Raw genomic sequence first — 21,057 nt, 5'->3', positions numbered from 1 at the left:
AGATACAATCGCTCATCGACTTCCAGCCTATGCAGGACACCCTTTGTGGCGCTAGCGGACAGCTTTGAGACCCTTATTAACAATCTGATAGACCAGGCTCGCCTCTCAAAACAACGACGGGCACTGGTATTATCAGGCAGCCATCAGTGGTGCCTGGCACATGCGACCACCGCTATAGCCAGCTTTGACGATCCCCTCTGGATCAGTAACACATCAGGAAACCGCAATACAACCCACTTCAAACCCGGCCAAACCCAACAACTGCTGGGCACTGAGGGCAATGCCGTTATCATTGATGCCCATAGCGGCTTTAACCCCAATGCACTGGGCGCCGCCTCTGGCATTATTCGTGCTGGCGGTCTTCTGATCCTGCTTTGTCAGCCCTTAGAGGATTGGCACAGGCATAACGATCCGGAGTACCGCGCCATTCTCAGCCATGGATGCGCACCCGAAGACATTCGGGGGCATTATTTGTCCCGAATGGTTCGACTCATCAAAGCCTCCAGCCACACCACCACGGTAGAGGAAGGACTGCCATTTCCTTCATTACCGGTTTATGAGACGCCAACAACGGATACGTTGCCTGATACTGACAACCTCTGCCGAACGGATGACCAGCGCAAGGCCGTAGAAGCGATCGTTCGCGTTGCCACCGGCCATCGACGCCGCCCTCTGGTGATCACGGCAGATCGAGGTCGAGGCAAATCGGCTTCGCTGGGTATTGCAGCAGCACAACTGCTACAACAGGGAGCCGGTCCAGTGTTGGTTACCGCACCGCAGCCCGAAGCCGTGAAACCCCTGTTTGATCAAGCTGCCAGGCTTCTACCGGATGCTGACATCAGAAGACACCGTATCCAGTACAACGAAACAACCCTTCATTTTGTCGCACCTGATGACCTTGCCCAGAATCCCCAGGAAGCGACGTTGGTCATGGTAGACGAGGCTGCAGCGATTCCTGCCTCCCTGCTAAGCAAACTCTTAAAACAACATGCGCGTATCGTTTTCTCATCCACGATTCACGGTTACGAAGGCAGCGGCCGGGGATTTGCCATTCGATTCAGGGAAACCCTGGACCGGATAACCCCTAAATGGCGTCATCTTACGTTGAACACACCCATTCGCTGGGCGAATAACGATCCGGTTGAAGCGTTCACTTTCCAGCTGCTGCAACTGAATGCGTCGCCTGCCCCGGATGCCATGATCGTGGAAAGTGCCAATGGCCAGGATAGCATCGTAAAACTGTCGCAAGCCCAGCTAGCCCAGGATGAAGCGCTACTGAATGAACTGTTCGGCCTGCTGGTTACTGCCCATTACCAGACAACACCTCGTGATCTGCAGATGCTACTGGATAGCCCGAGTCTTTCCATTTATGTACTCTATCGAGGCGCGCATATCGCTGGCACCGTATTGAGTGTGATGGAAGGCGGGTTCAGCAAAGCGTTGGCTCAAGCCATCTGGCTAGGTGAACGGCGCCTTCGCGGCCACCTGATTCCCCAATCCCTTGCCAACCATGCCGGGATGCCGGAAGCCGCTGAGTTAACGGGTGAGCGGATCATGCGTATCGCCATCCATCCCGCACTACGCCGCCAAGGCCTGGGCAAGCAACTCCTGGAAACAGTTATAGCGGACTGCCAACGAAAGAACCGGGATTTCATTGCCAGCAGTTTTGGCGCCACCCCGGCACTCCTGAACTTTTGGCAAGCATCGGGGCTTACACCACTTCGATTGGGCTCAACACGCGATACCGCCAGCGGTGAGCATTCTGCGTTAGTCATGCTACCCCTGTCTGAAGCTGCATCCAGCTTACACACCCTTGCAAGAAAACGGTTTATCCAGCAATTGCCCTTACTAATGAGCGATTCGCTCCGTGATATTGAAACCTCGCTGGTAGCGGCACTGTTAAGTGAAACCTCTCACTCAACAGAAATAGAACATGACCATTTAACTGAGCAAGACTGGTTAGACAGTGTTTCTTTTGCCTACAGTAATCGCACCTATGATGGGTGTATTCTTGCAATAGAAAAAATGCTGCTCAAAGCACTGCGGAGGAATCCGGCACTCATAGCGCCTGACACACTGACGCTATTGGTGCGCAAGATCTTGCAGAAAGATAACTGGCAAGAGGTTGCAAACCAATGCCAGCTATCAGGAGAGAAGGCCGTGGTTGCCCAGCTTCGTCGGGCTGTAGGGCAGCTGATAGAACTGCACCTGCCAGAATGCCCAACGCCCGTCCGGGAAAAATTACAGCCATTACTGAACAGGCGGCCCAACTAGGCTCTAGGTTACAGCCCCGGCAATCACCGGGGTAGACACCGACACATCACTATTCTGGGCCCGATGCCGGAGCAGGTGATCCATCAACACAATGGCCATCATTGCCTCTGCAATCGGTGTTGCCCGTACCCCGACACAGGGATCATGCCGCCCTTTGGTGACCACTTCGACAGGATGACCCTCCACGTCAATACTGCGTCCAGGCACCAACAGGCTGGAGGTCGGCTTGAGCGCAATATGAGCCACAACATCCTGCCCCGTCGTGATGCCACCCAGAATGCCGCCCGCATTGTTCGACAGAAAGCCTTCCGGCGTCATTTCATCGCGATGATCGGTACCCTTCTGTTCCACACAATCAAAGCCCGCACCAATTTCCACACCCTTTACCGCATTAATACTCATTAATGCATGGGCAAGATCCGCATCCAGACGATCAAACACCGGCTCGCCCAACCCAGGCATCAGACCCGTTGCGATGACCGTAATGCGGGCTCCGATGGAATTGCCTTCTTTTCTCAGCGTATTGATGTAATCCGCCATCTCCGCAGCCTTGGCCGCATCCGGACAAAAGAAAGGATTACGATACACTTCATCCCAGTCAAAGGTTTCCGCCTTGATTGGTCCCATCTGGGAGAGATATCCGCGAACGGCAATCCCCTGCGCCTTCAAAAATTGCCGTGCAATGGCACCTGCGGCCACACGCATCGCTGTTTCCCGTGCAGAAGACCGTCCACCGCCCCGATAGTCGCGAATGCCGTACTTGTGCCAGTAACCATAATCCGCATGGGCGGGACGAAAACGATCCTTGATCTCGGAGTAATCCTTGGAACGCTGATCCGTGTTTTCAATCAGCAACCCGATCGGCGTACCCGTGGTCACCCCTTCGAAAACGCCAGACAGGATGCGCACTGCATCGGGCTCACGCCGCTGCGTGGTATAGCGGGACGTGCCGGGCTTTCGACGATCAAGATCCTGCTGAAGCATTTGCTCATCCAGCGGAATGCCCGGAGGGCAGCCGTCCACAATACACCCGAGCCCGGGGCCGTGGCTCTCACCGAACGTGGTCACGGTGAACAGTTTTCCGATGGTATTACCTGCCATGATACTCCACTGCCGTTTATTGCAGGGTGATGGCTTCCGTTAAGCCACCCCCCCTCGGTTCTTGTTGATGCCGGCATTATACCGGGTTTTCAGTGGCTGTCGCCGAATCGGTCGCGATAGCGCCGGCACTCTTCTGCCGTAAGAACGAAGACGCCGTGGCCGCCATGCTCAAATTCAACCCAGGTAAACGGAACCTCCGGGTAAGCCTCCTGGAGGGCCCACTCGCTGTTGCCCACTTCCACCACCAGCAGACCATTTTCATCCAGGAATTCCGCCGCATTCGTCAGGATCGTGCGGGCAAAATCCAGCCCGTCATTACCCGCTTCCAGTCCCAGAGCCGGCTCATGCAGATATTCATCGGGCAGGTCCGCCATATCCTCGGCGTCCACATACGGTGGATTGCTGACAATCAACTGATAGCGGGGGCGGTCTTCCATCGTCTTCAACGACAGAAACATATCAGACTGGACCGTTCGCACACGATCCCATAACTCAAAACGGTCAATGTTGATATGGGCAACTTCCAGCGCATCCTCGGAGATATCGACCAGATCGACCTGCGCCTCCGGAAAGGCCTGCGAACAGGCGATACCAATGCAACCGGACCCGCAGCAGAGATCCAGTACCCGGTCAACGGTCTGCCCGCCAAGCCAGGGTTCAAAGCCTTTTTCAATCAATTCAGCAATGGGCGATCGAGGAACCAGCACCCGCTCGTCCACATAAAACGGCATGCCGTAGAACCAGGCCTGATTCAGCAGGTAAGCCGTCGGGATATGCTCCCTGATACGACGCTGCACCAGTGCCGTCAGTTGCTGCCGCTCACTGTCAGTCAAGCGGCTGTCAAAATAGGCAGAATCATAGTCCCAGGGCAGATTTAATGCCTGCAAAACCAGGTGCAGCGTTTCATCCCAGCTGTTGTCCGTACCATGGCCATAAAACAGCGACGGATCTTCATTAAAACGGCTGTATGTCCATCGCAGCCAGTCGCGAATAGTTAGCAGGCCGGACGTATCATTGAGCAAATCTGACACCATGACTCCTACAACGGATCAGTTTAGAATGCGCGATTATATCCCACTCTGCCCGGGAAAGAGGCGGTTTCTGAACTATTTAACCTGTGTCGTTTCAAACGACAAGATAGCCTGAACTGTGTCACTCCCAAAAGCCAATGGAACCAGCAATGGGCGACGATGCCAACCACAACGCCAGCACTGACGACGAAAACCGACTGTTCCAACAGGAAATGGCCGGGGTAAAACCGTTGCGCCAGCATCAGGCCCAGACATCAGGTAAGTCAGACATTATTCCGGAATTCACCAAGGCAATGCGGCGGCGGTCAGCGGCAACGGACTACACACCGCCCACTGATGGACTGTCAGACACTCATATTGAGCCGATTGAACCGGAACAATCCATCGAATGCCTGAAAGCTGGCCTACAGCATAGCCGCTTCAAACAATTAAAACAGGGGCATTTCCCTGTCGACTACAACCTGGATCTGCATGGCTGCACCATAGAAGAGGCCCGCAACCTTCTGACCCGCTTCCTGGCTTTTTGCCAAGACCAGCACTATAGCTGTGTGCGCGTCATTCACGGCAAATCCCACCGCAGTTTCGGGCAACAGGATACGATGAAGAGTTATGTGAACCAGTGGCTACGACAGATCAACGCTGTCCAGGCGTTTTGCTCCTGCCTGTCGAGGGATGGTGGTCGTGGTGCAGTTTATGTCTTGCTGAAAACGCGTCGTTGAATACTGTTTTATAAGAAACGATCATTCCTGTGACGGGCTGGAATCCGGTATAGCATCACTTTGACCTGCTACACCAACCTCATCTTCTGCCTGAGAAACAGCAAACTGCGGATACTGATCCAGCAACGACGCCGCCTGCAAACGGCCGACCTGGATCAGGTCCTCCGCCCGGTGGAATTCATAAAAACGACACTGGCGGGCAGACACCGGAATCAGGACATCCGCCGAATAGGCCGCCATCTGGTGACGGGTCAAGACTTCCTGCATGATCTCCAGGGACTGGTTGACGATATCCAGCATACCGGTTTTACCTGACGCCAGCTCAACCGTTCGCTGCATGGATTCATCGGAGTCATCGTCTGAGCCACTCTTTTTGAGCTTTCTGAACCACCGCTCGAGTATCCGTTGCTCCTTGGCTGCAGGCACAGGGTCACAGGCGATCTGCAAGGGGGCAATATCCGCATTAAGATCGACTGCAATGATCAGGTCGGTATGTGCTGAGACGGTTGGCGCAATTGGAATAGGATTCAGCACCCCCCCATCGACCAGAAGCCGGCCGTTGTATTCAACGGGTGTAAACAGGCTGGGAATGGCAATGGACGCCCTGATCGCCTGCAGAAGATCGCCTTCCTGGAACCAGATTTCCTTGCGAGCATTGAGATCGGTGGCAACGGCGGTATACGGAATGCGCAGGTCTTCTATCAGGCAATCACCGACCATGCCGCTCATCGCTTCAAGGACCCGGCCGCCTCTGAACACACCGGGAGAGCGAAAGGATAGATCCAGCAGACGGATCACATCCAGGTATTTCAACTCCATCACCCACTCGCGGTAGGCTTCCAGCCTGCCGGCAGCATAGAGACCGCCTACCAGTGCCCCCATGGAGCACCCTGCAATGGCTGAAATCTCATACCCTCTGGCCAGGAGCTCATCAATCACTCCGATGTGGGCATAACCCCTGGCGCCGCCACTACCAAGAACCAGTGATACCGTTTTGGCCATGTTTTTTCTCCCTGTCCCTTATTAGCCTAGGTGATGTCAGGGAAGTATCAGGCATTGAGAGCGTTACAGCAGCTTTGACTGGCTATTGAACCCTCATAACCCGTACAAAAGGCATGGTGCTAGTCGCCGTTTCCTGCAACAAAGGACCCGTACCAATCACAAAGAGCCGCTCATCTGCCACATTTTCTTCGATTAAGCGGTCTTTCAGCGCTTGGCCATACTGCCGGGAGCGCTCAATTTGCTGATCCAGTTTGAGGTCGCGATCAAATGGCACAGAGCCGGCCAGCAATAATGTCGTCGTACTATCCTGCTGCAAATGCGCCAGGATTTTGTCGATAGCCTGCCGGGCAATCGTTCCAGTCTCAGGCTGTACGACAACATCCCAGTACTGCTCCATTCCAGATGCTTTCAAACCATCGTCAGAACTTGGCGCGGTCGGAAATGCTCGTTCCTGCACTCCTTCCACGATCAACTGATCCAGCATGGCATAAACGCGCTTGTTTCCACGCCGGACTGTATACAGCACATAGTACTCGGTATGACTATCGACGGTACGCGCACCCAGCAAGTAAAACTGATCCTTGTCCAGACCATACAGGTTAGCTTCTTCAAACACCTTATTGGCCCAGAGGTTACTCGGGCCACAATGGCGACCTTCGCAACTATAAAGCGTTTTCACACCCAGTTTTTCCAGACGATCAGAAAAATAACGAAAACTGGCATCACTGCCATGACCATCCGGCATCAGATAGATGACCCTGCGCCACGCACCATCGAGCCGCTGTTCCTCATCAGCGCGCACAACACCATTCACTTTTTTTATGGCACTGGCCACCAGCGGGTAATTGACTTTTTTCCCTTCGCTATGACGAACAATGTCCGCATTGGGATATCGCTCAATGCCCGCCAGATTGGCCGAGCCCGACATATCGGAGGAATAGGCACTGCCCCAGAGAGAAAGCAAACAGAGAGAAAACAGGATCCTTTGCATTGTCGTCAACTACCCGGTACAGGTTGAATGAGAATTGCAGTTTATCACTTGCTCACCCAATCAGCCTGCTAAAACCTTCGTCCTACTTCAATACATGTCATATCCTGCACTTCGCATTCAGAACCACGCCTTAACACGCTCAACAAACGGCAGCAGCGATCCCACAATCCAAAGCCTTGCACGAAGACCAGCACTGGTGGTGTAGCCGGTTGTGATGAAGCGCACCCTGCCATCCATGACCACCACGAATGAGGGGACCGTCGTCACGCCCCACTCCCGGCTGATGACACCCGTCGTATCATTGAGAACAGGAAAATTCAGCTCCCTTGCTTTCATATACTGCCTAAGCCATTCCTTGTTTCCGGAGCTCATGGTCACTGAGACGACCTTATAATCATTGGCCACCTTCTGTACCGCAGAATTGATCGCGCGACACTCCATACACCAGTTGGCCCAGAAATACAGCAAGACGGGCTGATCGTGGCTGATCGAGAGTAAATCGATATAGTCACCATCAATCAGGCGGCCTGAAACAGCAGGTGCCTGATCCTTTGGCATACTCCTCTGGGCAAAGTAGCCCTGCACCGTGAGCACCATAACAACCATAAGGACACCAAACAGAATTGGCTCCATAATCTTGCGACCATCTATGAAGGAAAACATCGACACTCCTTGTCGTTTGCATGGCCGTTGAGTAAAAGCCATGCCGTTTCAATACGCTGCCATTAGCTTAAGTATTAGCTTGATTATGGCGTGATGCTATCTGCGCTGATTTCAACAATAGACAATTTTAAGCGACGATTGCCTGCACAATATTACAGAGGTACAAATTGTACATATTACATTTTCTATCCATTTTTTAGATGATAACTGAAATTATATAGATATGAGCCAATATCAGGATAAAAACGCCTAACAACGTGGAGATTTGCTATAAATCTCAAAGAGTTAAAACAGCTCATACGTGAAAATCCAGGCACCGCAGTCAACTTGGTGGCCAATGAAGGCAATATTTATCTTTGTCAAATTACGAAAGGTAACAACCGGTACTTTCTGACGGAAAAAGACCCAACATTTCCCATCCTATTTCACAGTATCAGTGAAGCCACTGATTTTCTGGGCAAGATCGAGCAGCCTATCAACCTGATACAACACAGCGCGTATGATGAAATGGTAGGAAACCAGACCGCTGAAGAGACCTATTCATCGTTACAGGTTCGCTGAGGATTGTCAGCATACTGAAAAAGCACGCAGCAGCATCCTCATGGAAGCGTAAATCTGCGTACAATACGCCCACCAGAAACAAAAAAATCGGGGATCCACATGGATTTTCTTCGCCACGAAATACCACTTCTGAATGGTAAGCCTCAACCCCTGTCAGCTTACAGCAACCAGGTCGTTCTGGTCGTCAACACCGCCAGCAAGTGTGGCTTTACACCACAATATCAAGGCTTGGAAGCTCTTTATCAGAAATACCAGGACCAGGGACTGGTTATTATTGGTTTCCCCTGCAACCAGTTTGGCCATCAGGAACCCGGTAATAGCGATGAAATCGCCAGCTTCTGTGAAAAGAACTACGGCGTCAGTTTTCCCATGTTTTCAAAAGTGGATGTCAATGGAGAGAATGCCCATCCATTGTTCCAAGAACTCAAAAGTGCTGCGCCGGGCGTATTAGGGTCTGAAGCGATCAAATGGAATTTCACTAAGTTCCTGATTTATCCGGATCAGTCCAAAGTCGTTCGTTACAGTCCGACAACCGCGCCGGAAGATCTGGAGCTGGACATTCGAATTGCACTCAAGAAAATCAAGGCAACGTCAACAGCCTGAGCCAATAAACCGCTCTTAAAAAATCAAACCGGGAATCGTCCTTCCAGGCGGTTCCCGGTGTCGTTTTACGCACTGGACAGAAAATCGCCCATCGCCTCCGCTACCGCCTCTGCCTGTTCTTCAATATGAAGATGGTGTCCACCCGGCAATGTCTTGATGGCAATATGATCCAGTTCGCCTTGGTGGGCTTCCACACCTGCGATCACGATGCCGCCTTCAGCGGCAATTAACAGTGTTGGCATGGACAGGCGATTCGTGAAAGCCTGCGCATGCGCATGGGTCAGCCGCATGGCTGAAGGCAGTGTCAAACGGGCGTCCGTACGCCAGGTCCAGCCACCGTCACAGGGCTCAACACCACGCTCAACCAGTATTCGAGCGGCCGCTTCGCTGATCGTCCCAAAACCTCTCAAGCGAGCAGCAACAGCCTCATCCTTGGAGGCAAAAACGGATTTATTGCGGCTACGTAGCCGAATACGGTGTTTAATCGCCTTGGCCAGCTGTTCCGGCGCCTGGTCCACCTCCGTTGGCATAGGCCAGATGCCGTCTATCAGCATCAGGCGCTCAACCCGCTCCGGGAAAGCCCCCGCCGTCAGCACGCTGACAATGGCCCCCATAGAATGTCCCAGCAATGAGAAACGCTCTAACGCGAGCGCATCCGCAATTTCAATCAAATCACCGACATAATCCCAGATCGCATAGCTGGCATCCGGCCCACGATGCTCCGAGAAACCATGACCTGCCTGGTCAATTGCAATAATCCGGTATTCATCAATCAGAGGCGCCAGACGGCTGAACGTAGCGGCATTGTCGAGCCAGCCATGCAGGGCAAGGATGGCTGGAGCATCATCACGTCCCCACTGGCAGGCCGCAAAGGTCATATCCGGCGTGGTTATTTTGAATTCTTTCACGAAGGTTTGGGCACTCCCATGGATTCAGCTAAACGGGTAATCAATTGCGCCGTCTGCTCAGGCTGTTCGAGGGGAAACATATGGCCACCGGGCACTTTCTGGACGCGAACCTGTCGTCGAAGACGCATCGCCATAATCATATGCGGCATCACCACATCGCTGCGATCACCGTAAACCACGACAGTTGGCACCGGAAACGGTTTTACTGCACGAGGCCAGCGATCAGGAATATTGCGATAAATGCTGATTTCAATATCTGGGTCGAAACCAAGGCGAACCTCCGTCTCACCATGTTCCATCCCATGATCCACATAATCCGCCAGACACTCAGGATCAAAATGCCGAAACAGGGGCTTTTTCTGGAAGTAATCCATGGCCTCTTTCCGGCTGCGCCAGACGCTCCGCCGCCCGAGGGTTCGCCCTGCCGGTGTAATCCTGTCGACAGCGCCGAGTCGTTTGATCAGGCGTACAAGACCTCCCTCCACGGGCGTTAACAACGGTGCATCCAGCATGATGACCCCACGAAAAAGCTCGGGCGCCTGCCATGAGGCAAACAGGCTCAGAACGCCGCCCAGCGAGTGCCCGACGGCCAGCACCGGCTCCTTATGCTGACGACGTATCGCTTCCAGCAGCTCATCAACCAGATGCGGCCAGCTGTCCGTCACGGGAAACAGCGGATCATGACCATGCTTTTCCAGCCAGCCGACGGAAAACCCCTGTTGCTCAAGGGCTGAAAAGAGCTTTCTGTAAACGGGTGCAGGAAAGCCATTGGCATGGGCAAAGTGAATTGGCAACGTCATGACGCCCTTTTGTTTTTTTCAAACAAGCGTTTGATTAAGAATAAGAGAGCATGGCGCTGGCGTAAAGGAAAAAAGGGGGATCATCACAAACAATCAACCCCTTTTGTTGTGTTTCAGGCATAAAACAGTAACGGGACAAACGCAGTCAGCAGCAGCGTGACAGCCATCACCAGCAGCGGCAGGGCAAAACGTTCATAGCGCTGCCAGAATGATCCTGACACGGCTCCGCGATCCACTTCATCATCACCCACCACCTGGCGGGTCAACAAATGATTCAGCGCAACCGGCGGGCTGAGATAACCCAATTCAAAGGCAATCAGGGTCACCATCCAGAAATGCAGCGGATCAATGCCATTATTGAAGGCAAAACCGGTCAGTGTGATGGTCACCAGGATCACAGCACCATAGGGATCCATGATCATCCCAATCAGCACGAGTATCACCACCAGCAATGCCATAGTCAGCCAAACGGAAGACAGATCCTCCGGCAGCATAGACACCACATCTCCACGATCAAAGACGCCACCGAGACAAATGGACAGGGCCATCAGCATCAGCAACGCCCCGATATGCGCCGACGCCTCGCCGGTCGCATGGCGAACCGCAAGTTCGGTATCCTTTATGATATTGCCTTCGCGCTCCGACCTTTCCCGACGACGAAGCCATTGATCAAGAATCACAACCGCCAGCATGACCGCAGGCAATATCACGGGGGCACTGAATTCATCAAGTGCTGTATTCAGCCCCCATCGATACCAAAGCACCATCACTGCAATCACCAGTGCGTAAGGCACCAGTTTTTTTAGGGTGTTCACCGTTTCCGGCCACGCATCGGCTACCGGCGAAACAGATAGCGTTGCACGACGGGATACCATTGAAACCACAAGAAACAATGATGCAGACAGCAGGAACAACCACAGACCCCAGCCGTATAACTCCCGCGTTGTCACTTCTTTGTTCAGAGCCGCGATAATGACAATCAGCAGACAGGGGTTAAGGATCACCCCCATGCTGCCGGACATGGCGGTGGTCGCCAAAGCCAGTTGACGTTGCGCACCGGCACGCCGCAGCTCCTGATAAATCACGGCACCTACCGCAATCACATAAATACCGCTAGCACCGGTGTAAGCCGTCGGCAGCGCAGACACCATAATGGCGAGGAAGGCCAGCATTTCTGGCGGTAGCCGCCATGGGCGGAACAGATCAAAGACGAGACTGGCCATCCGGGTCTGCTTGAGCAGCATACCAATCCAGACATACAGACCGACATTGATAAACAGACCAGATAGATCGAGCATCTTGCCCAGATAGATCGTCATTGCGGGCAGGTGACCGATCAGAATAAAGAAAACACCCGAAATCAGCGCCATCCAGCTGTATAAGGGAATGCACAACAAGGCATGGCCCATCGCCCCCCCCGGCAGCAAACCTGACGGCCGTCGTAAGTATTGCAACAGGCTGATCAGGGTCAACACCGTAAAGCCGGCAATCCAGCCCCACTGAATCCAGTATTGCTGGAAATCAGGCACAATCCCTGACGCTTCCTGCATTGATCGGTAAGCCAGCGCAGAAGCCAGCAACAATGCATTCCCTGCCAACTGGGCCAGGCTGGAGACCTGCAGGTCCCGTACGGTACGAATCCCCCGCAGGGCAATATGGTCGCGCAACAGGGTGGCGGATGCTGCAGCCACCAGCAGCAAGGTCATTAGAATGTAACGGGAGGCATTCAGCCCAAGGTCACCAATGGCAGCAATCCCTTCTTCAAAGGCTGCATAATACTGAAGCCCATCCGTTACCTGACTCTGGCGCGAAGCATAGTCAGAATGACGACGCTGGCATTCTGCCTGAGACCGTTCCAGCGAAGCCCTGAGAACAGCAGGGTCAGCCGGTTCTTCATCAAACAGGGACAACTCATCATCAACATCCGCCTGCTGGTTCGCCAGCAACTCAGCGAGTTCATAGTCAATATCAAGATCTGGCTGACATGCCGGGGCCTGAGCTGGGACTCTCAGTTCGTGATAATCAGGCCAGAATTCACCGCCAATGGCGAGTAGGCGGGAATGCAGCATGCTACTGCTTTCCAGCACAATGACCAGCAGTAGCACCAGCGCAATGGGCAAAGAGGAGAGCCAGTCTGACAGAGTGCGGCTACGGCTAACGCTTTCGTACATCGAGGTCTCGCCTTGTTATTATTATGGCCGTGTCGTTCGATCAGTGGTCAGCTGATCACTCAAGCTTTTCCGCACATTCCGCCTGAACCGGATCGTATTTGCAGCGCACCTTACGCATAAGTTTCAGCATCCTGCCGTCATAAATCGACTGATCCCGGAGCACTAGCCTTGCCTCACGCATAATCTGACGATAGTCGTCGACTTCCGCAGGATTGGGTTCCACCCAGTACTTGTCGTCAATTTTATCGGTGGCGTTGCCGATAAAGGCGAACGCACGATCAAAACTGGTCAGGGCCATCTGCCGTGATTTCTGACCAAAGTCTTCGGGAAAGCGGTCATGGCGGATCACCATCTGGAAGGTCAGCTGGATAAAAATATGGTCTACAACGCCGCCCCCAGGTTCCAGCCCCTTGTACATCTCCAGTGGTTCATAAGCGACAGCCGGCGCAAAGGTGACATCCACACTACCGTTGTTGAACTTACCGGCAAAATTCGTTGTATTACCACTGACCGGTGTCCCGCCGACCTGTCGCACCAGCTGCTGAGAGACTTCGTCCCCCTCCATTACGATGATCTTCTTGCCCTGGATTTTGTTGAGGCTGTCCCAGTTCCGATCCCTGACAAATGCATAAATAGCGCCAGCTGGCATAATACCCGCCACTTCGTAAGGACCATTCCGCATCAATTTCGCCGCCTTAGGGCTCATCAGTGTCTGGAGGGTTGTTCTCAGTGTCGTGTAATCCGGCAAAGCACCCACGGCTTCTACCGTTGAGGTGAAGCGGTTGAAGGCGCGCGTCTTGAGACCGGTAAACGCAGCGGCATCACACTGCCCCGCCTTCAGCTCATCGACAATGACGCTTTCATCCATGAAGGTTTTTAAATCAAGGTCAACCCCCCAGGACAAGGCTTCCGTCTTATAATCCTTCATCAGCGCAAGCACGTCGCCATTATTTCCGACAGGATCGAAAATACAGAAAGTATTCTTGGTCAAAGCGGCCTGGACAGACACTGAGCCAGTCAACACGCATGCGACAAACAGTGACAACAGTGGCCGACGAATATGATGGGACATGAAAACCATCCTTTACATTGTTCTTCTTTTTATCAGCTGCACGACAGATCAAAAGCATTTAAAGCAAATCGTTGATATCAATGGTTTCGATCGCATCCTGCTTGTCATCCCAAAAACGACCAAATGCACCTGTCGGGGTTCGCTTACCGGTTGCTGCAGTCCATAATGCGTCAGAAATGCCTAACATTTGCTCATGGGCCATGGCATCAAGCAATTGATAATCAGGATCGGGTAAGCGACGTTTTTCGGCTTGCGCATGATCACGAATCAATTGGCGCACCAACGCTTCATCACCCGCACTAACGGCCGCCATCGCATGAAATATATTTGCCAGCCTGACGCCACTGGCGGCACCGGCATCACTGGCCTCCTGCAGGCGGCGCCACGGGTCTTCACCTTCCGGTACTACACCGGGAATCATCACCCACAGCGTCGCACGAATGGCTTTTGGCACCCCCCACCATGCCTGGCTGTCGAGACACTGTGCGCTGCGTTCAACACGGGCAGCGATACTCCGGGGGATTCGCCCTTCTGTTGACCGAATATCACTGTTGACCGCCTGCAAACCACCAATCAACCCGAGCAACCAGACCAGCTCATCCTGCGAAGATTCCAGTGCCGGACAGCCAGTGCCCGGCTCACCATAATATTGACTCAGATGGTGCCAGGCCTGATATTGACGATCGGCAGCGACGGCCCAGGCGCGCTTCACCATAATGCGGGCGTCCTGAGCCTCCATGGTATCGCCTCGCAACAAGGCCCGTTGATAACGCAGCTCCTGTTCCCGCGCCTGAACTTCAGCACACAGCGCAGATGACATATACGACATCACACCCAACTTGCTAGCGCCTCGATGAAACGTTCCCATGGACATCAGGGCCGGTGTCATGGCATCACCCATCGCACACCCCATAGCCGGGTCACTGGTGGTCATGACATACGGCATCGCAATATCTTCGGCGTAGGTCTGGGTGTATTCAGTTGCAACATTAAAAACCATACTGCTACAACCGCCCAATAAACCCAGCAATAGCAGCAGTGAGATTTTTTTCAGAGAGAAGCGAAGAGCTTCAAGCCTTGAGCTGATATGCGGCATCCAGGACTCCATGGACGTTTATTCTTATTATTGACCGCAAACTATGACAAGTACGTTAGTACCTGTAAATGACTTTTGATACAGGATTAATCGTCATGCCAGCCAAGTAAAAAGCCTGATTTCGTCACTCAAGGCTGGTCCATTTGTGCCAATTCGACTGCAGCTTCCATCAAAGCGCTTATATGCATCCAGAACTGTGCATTCTCATGGGGATCATCAGGACTGAATGCAGCCATTGCACTCGCCTTTACCCGTAACGCCTCGGGGCACACCGACTGACGCTCAGGCGTTTGAGCATCTGGATAACACATCGGCCAAAACCGATCCCAGTCAAAACAGTAACCAGGGTCTACTTTGCCGCGATACCCGGCGATATGTTCATGCCCAAGAATACGACTCGGGGACATCAATGAGGGATAATGCTGCTTCAACAACAAGACGACAGCCGCAAGCGACTGATACTGGGCATCAGTAAAAGGAAAGATATTGCCATTGGTGTTCACCAGTTCAATACCAAGCGAAAAGTCATTAAATCCAGACCACGCCTTCTCATCATCCACATAAATGCTTCGCCCGGCATGCCACGCCCGATACGCCTGCCCCTGCAGGCAGTCAACCAGTGAATAGACCATTCCATCAACATCAATCACCATATGTGACGAGACACCACGCTGATCATCCTGGAAGATGGCCAGCGTGTTCGAAAGATCCGTTGCCGTATAGTGCAATACCAAAAACTCGACGGGGATTATCTGGCGATCCTGATTGGGGCACTCAACCTGTTGCATAGGAAATGACATAGAAGAATCAGACCTGAATAGTATAAGTTCTCAACCCGCAATACGTTTGACCGCCATGGTCAAACGGGATATGCAGACCAAACGTCCTTCTTCATCTTGAAGGGTAATTTCCCAAACCTGCGTAGATCGTCCAATATGCGTAGCGGACGCTTTCGCTGTCACCAGGCCTGATTTCATGCTTCGAATATGGTTTGCATTGATATCCAAACCGACACAGTAACTTGCTTGATCGACGGCCATGTTCGCAGCGAGACTTCCCAGCGTTTCGGCCAATGCCACAGAGGCGCCCCCATGCAACAACCCCATTGGTTGCGTGGTACGGGCATCCACCGGCATAGTACCCACCATATAATCATCACCAACTTCGGTGACTTGCATTTGCAGGTGCTCGCATAGTGTATTTTTCATCCCTTTGTTCAGGCCTTCCAGGGTAAACGGCTTTTTCCATATAGACATCGTGAAGCTCTCGACAAAAACATAGGCCAATAACGATATTTCATCGAGAATCGCATGTTAAGGTATCCGCTGACAAGCGCTAAGAAAAACTAACAGAGGGAAGCATCATGAGAGAAAAAAACAGCATCTATCCAACCGAAAATCAGTCTTCATTAACAACAGAAAATATCGAAACATCTCATGCAATTTATAGTTAACACCAAGAATACAGAATTTATTTCTTTGATCCCCAGTCATAGCCACTTTCTGCAAGGAGTGTAAACATATCGATTTTACCTCTACCTCCTTCTACCGTCCGAAACGCTTTCGTTTCTTCCGGTATAGGCAACCATGTATTCACGGTTACCTTTTCACTGTTCTTTATTTTATTTTTAACCTTTTTGATATTCTGTTTGATTTTCTCACTTTTCTTATCCATCTTTTCAATTTTATCACGAGCAGATCGCAGAAACGCGGCCAATCCTTTCAACTGTCCAAGCTGCGCATGGTGAGACTTCGGAGTGACGGCCACATCACCATTACCTTCGAGATGGCATCCTTCCGGCACAATACCCAGCACATCATCAGGCTTTGAGCGTAAATCACCGCGAGGCTTCACCGGTACCGCAACCGTTAGTCGATCTTCAGCGATACGCGTCTTTTTTGAGTTGAGACTTGCCAGCAGGCAGTGGGTGAGGAGCTTCTGAACCAAATTGACGCCCCCCTCATTAAATCCTGTTGCCCAAAGGCGATCCAAATCCAGCATGCCTTCCCGGATCTTCAAATCAATACACAGCACACACTTTCTTTCTGCATCCTGACTGGCAGTAACTTTTTTTCTAAGATGCTTTGGCAACCATTCAGGACAGTACTCATTGAGGCTTTTAAAGTTCGTCTCCAGGTTAAACCGTAACGAGCCATTGGCCTGCTCATCCAGATAAACATAACCATTTTTGAGTGTCATAGGACCGGCCTGTATATTATCCATCTCAGCCAATCCGAACCCAACAACAGGCTGGCTATCCACCATGGGTCTCATGCCTACAAACTGAAGATTTTCCTGCCCAAAATGAGGATTATGCAATAACAACGTTGGATTTTTATCCGTATCTCCCTGCTGTGCAAACCCTTCCAGCATGGAGCCATGCTCAAGTATTTCAATCCCCACTGTTTTTGCAGTGAATGCCACACCCGTTTTTTCATCAACCATGAAATGCTGTAAGGATTGATAATCAACAGCCTCATGCCTCGGCATATAACTTTTTAGCAACGCGGTAGCATTGGCACCGTATTCACCCAGCAAAGACAGTAGATTGGTTTTCGCTGACAACTTAGGCACGGGAATCTCAAGCTTAACTGTCGTAGGTTTCAAACTTGCATTTTCATTGGCCGAACCATTATTTAAAGGCACATAAGACAATACCATTGATAATCGCTCAGCTTCAAAAGCCATCTGTGCATCAGTACCTTTAGATCCGGTTTTCATTGGCTGTAACCGCTCAAGAGTGACTTTACTGATATCAATCGCATAATCAGTGAACGGCTTGTGGTAACGGAACTTTGCATTATCAAGACTGATGGTCTGACTCTTCCCCAAGTGCAAAGCCGCAACAGAAAGCGAAAGCTGCCGTAACTCTTGCGGTGTCATGTCGCTCACTTCTATGTCCGCCTTACGCAATAACGGTGTTACAGCATCAACTGACACAGGCAACCCACCAGACACCTCGTCAAGCAATGCCAAGCCCGCCTGAGAGAGAGATGCGGTAAAACCCACCATACGCGCTGCTGTTTCAGAAAATAGGGCTGACGATAATGTACTGGCTGTTGTAGCGGCGAAATCTTCAACAAACGCTTTACTAACCTGTGCTGTTTTTTTAGCAACACTGGCAGCAGTTCCTAAGACATGATGCGCACTACCGACCATGTTTCCGAACGCTTTTAGCGGAGATAGTGTAATATTATATGCTGATAGCGGTTTATTGGGGCATAGGGAAGAGGATTCAGATAAACCCCGTGCCGGTTCAACCTCAACAACTGTATCCGTTTTCTGAGGCTCCATGCAGGAATGAACAGACAAAACTGACTGAGAGGAAACCTGTCCACTGTAACGATCCATATCGATATCCCATCTTTTTTATTAATATTAGCGTTTATGGAAAACCGATAGAATTAGACATATTATTTAGAATAAATAACTTAGATACTTAATAGAAATGAAACATAATCCGAACCCCCATATAAATATTCGAAATTAAAAACAATCTTTCCCTTCCCTTTTCACTACTCACAACCATCAATTAAATCGTTACCTGCCTCCCCATAAAAGGCACTTATCACACCACAAACAAGACCAATCAACAAAACATTGAATGCAAATCGATAGGAAACAAGCGTAGCTTCAACACCTGAAGAGTTCAAAAGCACACCAATAAGCGGCTGAAATATGACCGTGCCTACAATGACCTCAATCATGTTAACCATCCCCAATGCAGGGGAAAGAACAGATGACTCACTCCACTTCTTTACCTGCACAAAAGGAATAACATAAGCGCCACAAGCTATCCCCATCAACAGTAGACAGAAACTGACTAATGCCTCAGAAACCGGATAATACAAAACGAACCCGAACAGCAAGCTGCAAGCAATACTGCAAACAATCATCAAACGTCTTGCCTGATGTCGGCAGCCACTAAAATACCCAATGATTGGCGCACCAATCGCTACGCCTACAAATACCAGACTGACCACATCAGCGACAGAAACAGAGCCACCAAATACTAAAGCAAAATAGGGGATAGCCCACATCGCTGCAAAGCTGTTTACCAGTGCAAACACCAACCCACCAGCAATCGATACTTTCCAGATACGCTCGTCCCTCAACACGCTAAAAATAAGCAAATGTCCGTGACCATCATTGTCGCTTGCAGCCTTTCTCCCAGAGCGACAAGGTAATAGCAGGCAGGCAAGAACAGAAATACAAAGCGCCGCTATTGCAGACAAAAGTAAAACGCCCTCCCATCCTGCATTGGCCATTTCCCAGGGAATAAACCACTCACCTGCAGCGGCGCCAACCATACTGACAACATCCATAACACCGGCCAGCAAACCAAACCAACGCACAGCAAACAGTAAGGAAATCACCTCCAGTGTTGAAACTATTCCAGATGCACTGGCAACCCCCATCAACATCCTTCCGACCAACGCCTGAGAGAATGTTGTCGCAGTTTGGAAAAGGACACACCCAATAGCTAAAAGGCTGGCCGAATAAAACATAACCCGCCTGACTCCATAACGACTCACAAACCGTCCCATCGGAATCTGCATAAAAACGTATGGGTAAAAAAAGCAGGAGGACAACAAGCCGATACCCGCCATATCCACACCGAAGGCATGCTGCAATTCGGGAACCATCAAACTGACAGATCCCTGCAGCAAAAACTGCAATGCAACAAACATCGCGCATACACCGTATGCAAGCAGAGACTTCACGCCTGAATAGTCATACGACTTCCCTGTCGCTCGCTTCATGTACCATGCTTCCTCACAGGTAAGGGATCCTTTGAAAAACCCGCCACTAGCAATGCAAGAAGTAACAACAATATCAGAGGACTTAAAGCAATCTGGAAATAAGCAACGCTAAGCCTATGGCCTGACGCTAACTGCTGATCAAGCAACCATCCAATCAACGGTTGAAAAAAAATACCCGCAATCAACATACTTCCGTTAATAACGGCCAACACCTGCCCTAATTTTCGACTCGGAGCGATCTGTCTTGACTGAAGAAATGCGAGACTATAAAAACCCGAAGCAAATCCAAACAGCGATAACATCATTATCATCAAGAATAGAGGCATAGGCACATAAAGAATGACCATTAAACAATTTAATCCGGAAAATGCGCCTACCATCATCAAAATACGACATTTTTTTAAAACACCTGCCAACCATCCGGAACAAACGGTACCTAACGCAATAAACAAATACATGCAGGCCAGCCCCATTCCTGCTTCAGATTGATTTTCAGGATAGAGCGTTTCAAGAAAGGGCAGCCCCCATAACATGGCAAAAACATTCACCATGCCAAACATACATAACCCGTAAAGCGAATTTAAAAGAAGGGTCCGAAAAACGGGATACTGCGCATCATTGCTTATTTCGCCGGCATCTTCAGGAGCGGTAAGACGCTTTCCACTGCAAACGACAAAAAAGACAGTAATAGCCAACACCAGCCCAGCTACAGCATTGATCATCATTCCTGTGCGCCAACCAAAGACATCAACCATGGCGGGCAAAATAGTCGTTGCCCCCATTCCTCCGGCCATACCAGCCATTTCGAACAATCCGACCAGCAATGGAAACCAGCAGGCCGCATACCACTCTGACGCCAGCAAAAAAGAACCGACAATAGCAAAAGCACTCCCGGCCCCCATCAACACCCTACCCAGAGCCGCTTGCCAGAGCGTATCAGCAAACGCCATCAACAAGGATCCAGTGGCGACCGACAAGATCGCCATAGGTAACAATTGCTTGCACCCAAAACGATCTAGGAGCTGCCCAGCCGGCATTTGAAATAATAAGTAGGAATAACTCAAGCAACTAGCCAGAAAGCCAACACCGGCAAGATCTATGCTTAAACCAGACATTAATTCATTGACCATACTCCCCGGAGCCGCCTGCATATACACCTGATACCCACAAAATAATGCCGCCACAAATGCGATCAAATGAGCCCGCATAGGGCAATAGGATGCAACTCGGTTTGACATAATCCCCCCCTACGGCTTATTCAGGGACATTTACAAGCGATAAAAAAAACTGCCACGACGATGA

The 21,057-nt window shown here is 51.1% G+C and carries 19 protein-coding genes; 4 read left to right on the top strand and 15 right to left on the bottom strand.

Annotated elements, in window-relative coordinates:
* The first annotated feature begins 45 nt into the window (after positions 1 to 45).
* A complete protein-coding gene (locus tag KHS78_RS10635; RefSeq protein WP_211828219.1) occupies positions 46 to 2,274 on the top strand; it encodes a tRNA(Met) cytidine acetyltransferase TmcA in 2,229 nt (742 codons plus the stop codon).
* 3 nt (positions 2,275 to 2,277) lie between these two features.
* On the opposite strand, the gene aroC is transcribed toward KHS78_RS10635, so the two are convergent.
* Positions 2,278 to 3,375 (bottom strand): chorismate synthase, encoded by a 1,098-nt coding sequence (gene aroC / locus KHS78_RS10630; protein WP_211828217.1) that lies wholly within the window; start codon positions 3,373 to 3,375, stop codon positions 2,278 to 2,280.
* A gap of 89 nt (positions 3,376 to 3,464) precedes the next feature.
* Positions 3,465 to 4,409 (bottom strand): 50S ribosomal protein L3 N(5)-glutamine methyltransferase, encoded by a 945-nt coding sequence (prmB, locus tag KHS78_RS10625; RefSeq protein ID WP_211828215.1) that lies wholly within the window; start codon positions 4,407 to 4,409, stop codon positions 3,465 to 3,467.
* A gap of 146 nt (positions 4,410 to 4,555) precedes the next feature.
* Between prmB and KHS78_RS10620 the strand changes: the two genes are divergently transcribed.
* The gene (locus KHS78_RS10620) at positions 4,556 to 5,125 is read left to right on the top strand and encodes a Smr/MutS family protein (protein ID WP_211828213.1); all 570 of its coding nucleotides are present in this window, start codon (positions 4,556 to 4,558) and stop codon (positions 5,123 to 5,125) included.
* Between the two features lie 21 nt (positions 5,126 to 5,146).
* On the opposite strand, the gene KHS78_RS10615 is transcribed toward KHS78_RS10620, so the two are convergent.
* The 3 genes from KHS78_RS10615 to KHS78_RS10605 all read right to left on the bottom strand — a co-directional run bounded on the left by KHS78_RS10615 (position 5,147) and on the right by KHS78_RS10605 (position 7,781).
* Positions 5,147 to 6,127 (bottom strand): patatin-like phospholipase family protein, encoded by a 981-nt coding sequence (locus KHS78_RS10615; protein WP_211828211.1) that lies wholly within the window; start codon positions 6,125 to 6,127, stop codon positions 5,147 to 5,149.
* 82 nt (positions 6,128 to 6,209) lie between these two features.
* Positions 6,210 to 7,118 (bottom strand): DUF4892 domain-containing protein, encoded by a 909-nt coding sequence (locus KHS78_RS10610; protein WP_211828209.1) that lies wholly within the window; start codon positions 7,116 to 7,118, stop codon positions 6,210 to 6,212.
* Between the two features lie 117 nt (positions 7,119 to 7,235).
* Positions 7,236 to 7,781, bottom strand: a complete 546-nt coding sequence (locus KHS78_RS10605) for a protein disulfide oxidoreductase (protein WP_211828207.1) — start codon at positions 7,779 to 7,781, stop codon at positions 7,236 to 7,238.
* Between the two features lie 270 nt (positions 7,782 to 8,051).
* Here KHS78_RS10605 and KHS78_RS22660 point away from each other — a divergent pair, with 270 nt between their 5' ends.
* Together KHS78_RS22660 and KHS78_RS10600 are read left to right on the top strand one after the other, a co-directional pair.
* The gene (locus KHS78_RS22660) at positions 8,052 to 8,342 is read left to right on the top strand and encodes a DUF6482 family protein (RefSeq protein WP_425513969.1); all 291 of its coding nucleotides are present in this window, start codon (positions 8,052 to 8,054) and stop codon (positions 8,340 to 8,342) included.
* 99 nt (positions 8,343 to 8,441) lie between these two features.
* A complete protein-coding gene (locus KHS78_RS10600; RefSeq protein WP_211828205.1) occupies positions 8,442 to 8,945 on the top strand; it encodes a glutathione peroxidase in 504 nt (167 codons plus the stop codon).
* A gap of 65 nt (positions 8,946 to 9,010) precedes the next feature.
* On the opposite strand, the gene KHS78_RS10595 is transcribed toward KHS78_RS10600, so the two are convergent.
* From KHS78_RS10595 to KHS78_RS10550, 10 genes are all read right to left on the bottom strand, one after another.
* Positions 9,011 to 9,853, bottom strand: a complete 843-nt coding sequence (locus tag KHS78_RS10595; protein ID WP_211828203.1) for an alpha/beta fold hydrolase — start codon at positions 9,851 to 9,853, stop codon at positions 9,011 to 9,013.
* The gene (locus KHS78_RS10590) at positions 9,850 to 10,653 is read right to left on the bottom strand and encodes an alpha/beta fold hydrolase (protein ID WP_211828201.1); all 804 of its coding nucleotides are present in this window, start codon (positions 10,651 to 10,653) and stop codon (positions 9,850 to 9,852) included. The genes KHS78_RS10595 and KHS78_RS10590 overlap by 4 nt, the downstream gene beginning before the upstream one ends.
* Before the next feature lie 113 nt (positions 10,654 to 10,766).
* Positions 10,767 to 12,824, bottom strand: coding sequence for a TRAP transporter large permease subunit (locus KHS78_RS10585; protein ID WP_211828199.1), 2,058 nt, complete (start codon positions 12,822 to 12,824; stop codon positions 10,767 to 10,769).
* A gap of 55 nt (positions 12,825 to 12,879) precedes the next feature.
* Complete coding sequence (locus KHS78_RS10580) at positions 12,880 to 13,896, bottom strand: putative solute-binding protein (protein ID WP_211828197.1); 1,017 nt, start codon at positions 13,894 to 13,896, stop codon at positions 12,880 to 12,882.
* Between the two features lie 58 nt (positions 13,897 to 13,954).
* Complete coding sequence (locus KHS78_RS10575; protein ID WP_211828195.1) at positions 13,955 to 14,992, bottom strand: hypothetical protein; 1,038 nt, start codon at positions 14,990 to 14,992, stop codon at positions 13,955 to 13,957.
* A 128-nt stretch (positions 14,993 to 15,120) separates the two neighbouring features.
* The gene (locus KHS78_RS10570) at positions 15,121 to 15,792 is read right to left on the bottom strand and encodes an N-acetylmuramoyl-L-alanine amidase (RefSeq protein WP_211828193.1); all 672 of its coding nucleotides are present in this window, start codon (positions 15,790 to 15,792) and stop codon (positions 15,121 to 15,123) included.
* 30 nt (positions 15,793 to 15,822) lie between these two features.
* On the bottom strand, positions 15,823 to 16,248 hold the full coding sequence (locus tag KHS78_RS10565) for a hotdog fold thioesterase (protein WP_211828184.1): 426 nt from the start codon (positions 16,246 to 16,248) through the stop codon (positions 15,823 to 15,825).
* Positions 16,249 to 16,462: 214 nt separating this feature from the next.
* Positions 16,463 to 18,343 carry a hypothetical protein gene (locus KHS78_RS10560; protein ID WP_211828182.1) on the bottom strand — a complete coding sequence of 627 codons (1,881 nt, stop codon included), beginning with the start codon at positions 18,341 to 18,343 and terminating at the stop codon, positions 16,463 to 16,465.
* 164 nt (positions 18,344 to 18,507) lie between these two features.
* Complete coding sequence (locus KHS78_RS10555; RefSeq protein ID WP_211828181.1) at positions 18,508 to 19,755, bottom strand: MFS transporter; 1,248 nt, start codon at positions 19,753 to 19,755, stop codon at positions 18,508 to 18,510.
* Positions 19,752 to 20,993, bottom strand: a complete 1,242-nt coding sequence (locus tag KHS78_RS10550; RefSeq protein WP_211828179.1) for an MFS transporter — start codon at positions 20,991 to 20,993, stop codon at positions 19,752 to 19,754. The genes KHS78_RS10555 and KHS78_RS10550 overlap by 4 nt, the downstream gene beginning before the upstream one ends.
* Between the last annotated feature and the right edge of the window lie 64 nt (positions 20,994 to 21,057).

Source organism: Kistimonas asteriae (assembly GCF_018263925.1).
GTDB classification, from domain to species: Bacteria; Pseudomonadota; Gammaproteobacteria; order Pseudomonadales; family Endozoicomonadaceae; genus Kistimonas; species Kistimonas asteriae.
The sequence above is the reverse complement of the archived record's forward strand: the minus strand, read 5'-3'. Positions and strand labels throughout refer to the sequence as shown.

Coding starts and splice junctions, on each gene's coding strand:
- aroC (WP_211828217.1), bottom strand. CDS start 3,375: ATGGCAGGTAATACCATCGGAAAACTGTTCACCGTGACCACGTTCGGT.
- prmB (WP_211828215.1), bottom strand. CDS start 4,409: ATGGTGTCAGATTTGCTCAATGATACGTCCGGCCTGCTAACTATTCGC.
- KHS78_RS10620 (WP_211828213.1), top strand. CDS start 4,556: ATGGGCGACGATGCCAACCACAACGCCAGCACTGACGACGAAAACCGA.
- KHS78_RS10615 (WP_211828211.1), bottom strand. CDS start 6,127: ATGGCCAAAACGGTATCACTGGTTCTTGGTAGTGGCGGCGCCAGGGGT.
- KHS78_RS10610 (WP_211828209.1), bottom strand. CDS start 7,118: ATGCAAAGGATCCTGTTTTCTCTCTGTTTGCTTTCTCTCTGGGGCAGT.
- KHS78_RS10605 (WP_211828207.1), bottom strand. CDS start 7,781: ATGTTTTCCTTCATAGATGGTCGCAAGATTATGGAGCCAATTCTGTTT.
- KHS78_RS10600 (WP_211828205.1), top strand. CDS start 8,442: ATGGATTTTCTTCGCCACGAAATACCACTTCTGAATGGTAAGCCTCAA.
- KHS78_RS10590 (WP_211828201.1), bottom strand. CDS start 10,653: ATGACGTTGCCAATTCACTTTGCCCATGCCAATGGCTTTCCTGCACCC.
- KHS78_RS10585 (WP_211828199.1), bottom strand. CDS start 12,824: ATGTACGAAAGCGTTAGCCGTAGCCGCACTCTGTCAGACTGGCTCTCC.
- KHS78_RS10580 (WP_211828197.1), bottom strand. CDS start 13,896: ATGTCCCATCATATTCGTCGGCCACTGTTGTCACTGTTTGTCGCATGC.
- KHS78_RS10575 (WP_211828195.1), bottom strand. CDS start 14,992: ATGCCGCATATCAGCTCAAGGCTTGAAGCTCTTCGCTTCTCTCTGAAA.
- KHS78_RS10570 (WP_211828193.1), bottom strand. CDS start 15,792: ATGTCATTTCCTATGCAACAGGTTGAGTGCCCCAATCAGGATCGCCAG.
- KHS78_RS10565 (WP_211828184.1), bottom strand. CDS start 16,248: ATGTCTATATGGAAAAAGCCGTTTACCCTGGAAGGCCTGAACAAAGGG.
- KHS78_RS10560 (WP_211828182.1), bottom strand. CDS start 18,343: ATGGATCGTTACAGTGGACAGGTTTCCTCTCAGTCAGTTTTGTCTGTT.
- KHS78_RS10555 (WP_211828181.1), bottom strand. CDS start 19,755: ATGAAGCGAGCGACAGGGAAGTCGTATGACTATTCAGGCGTGAAGTCT.
- KHS78_RS10550 (WP_211828179.1), bottom strand. CDS start 20,993: ATGTCAAACCGAGTTGCATCCTATTGCCCTATGCGGGCTCATTTGATC.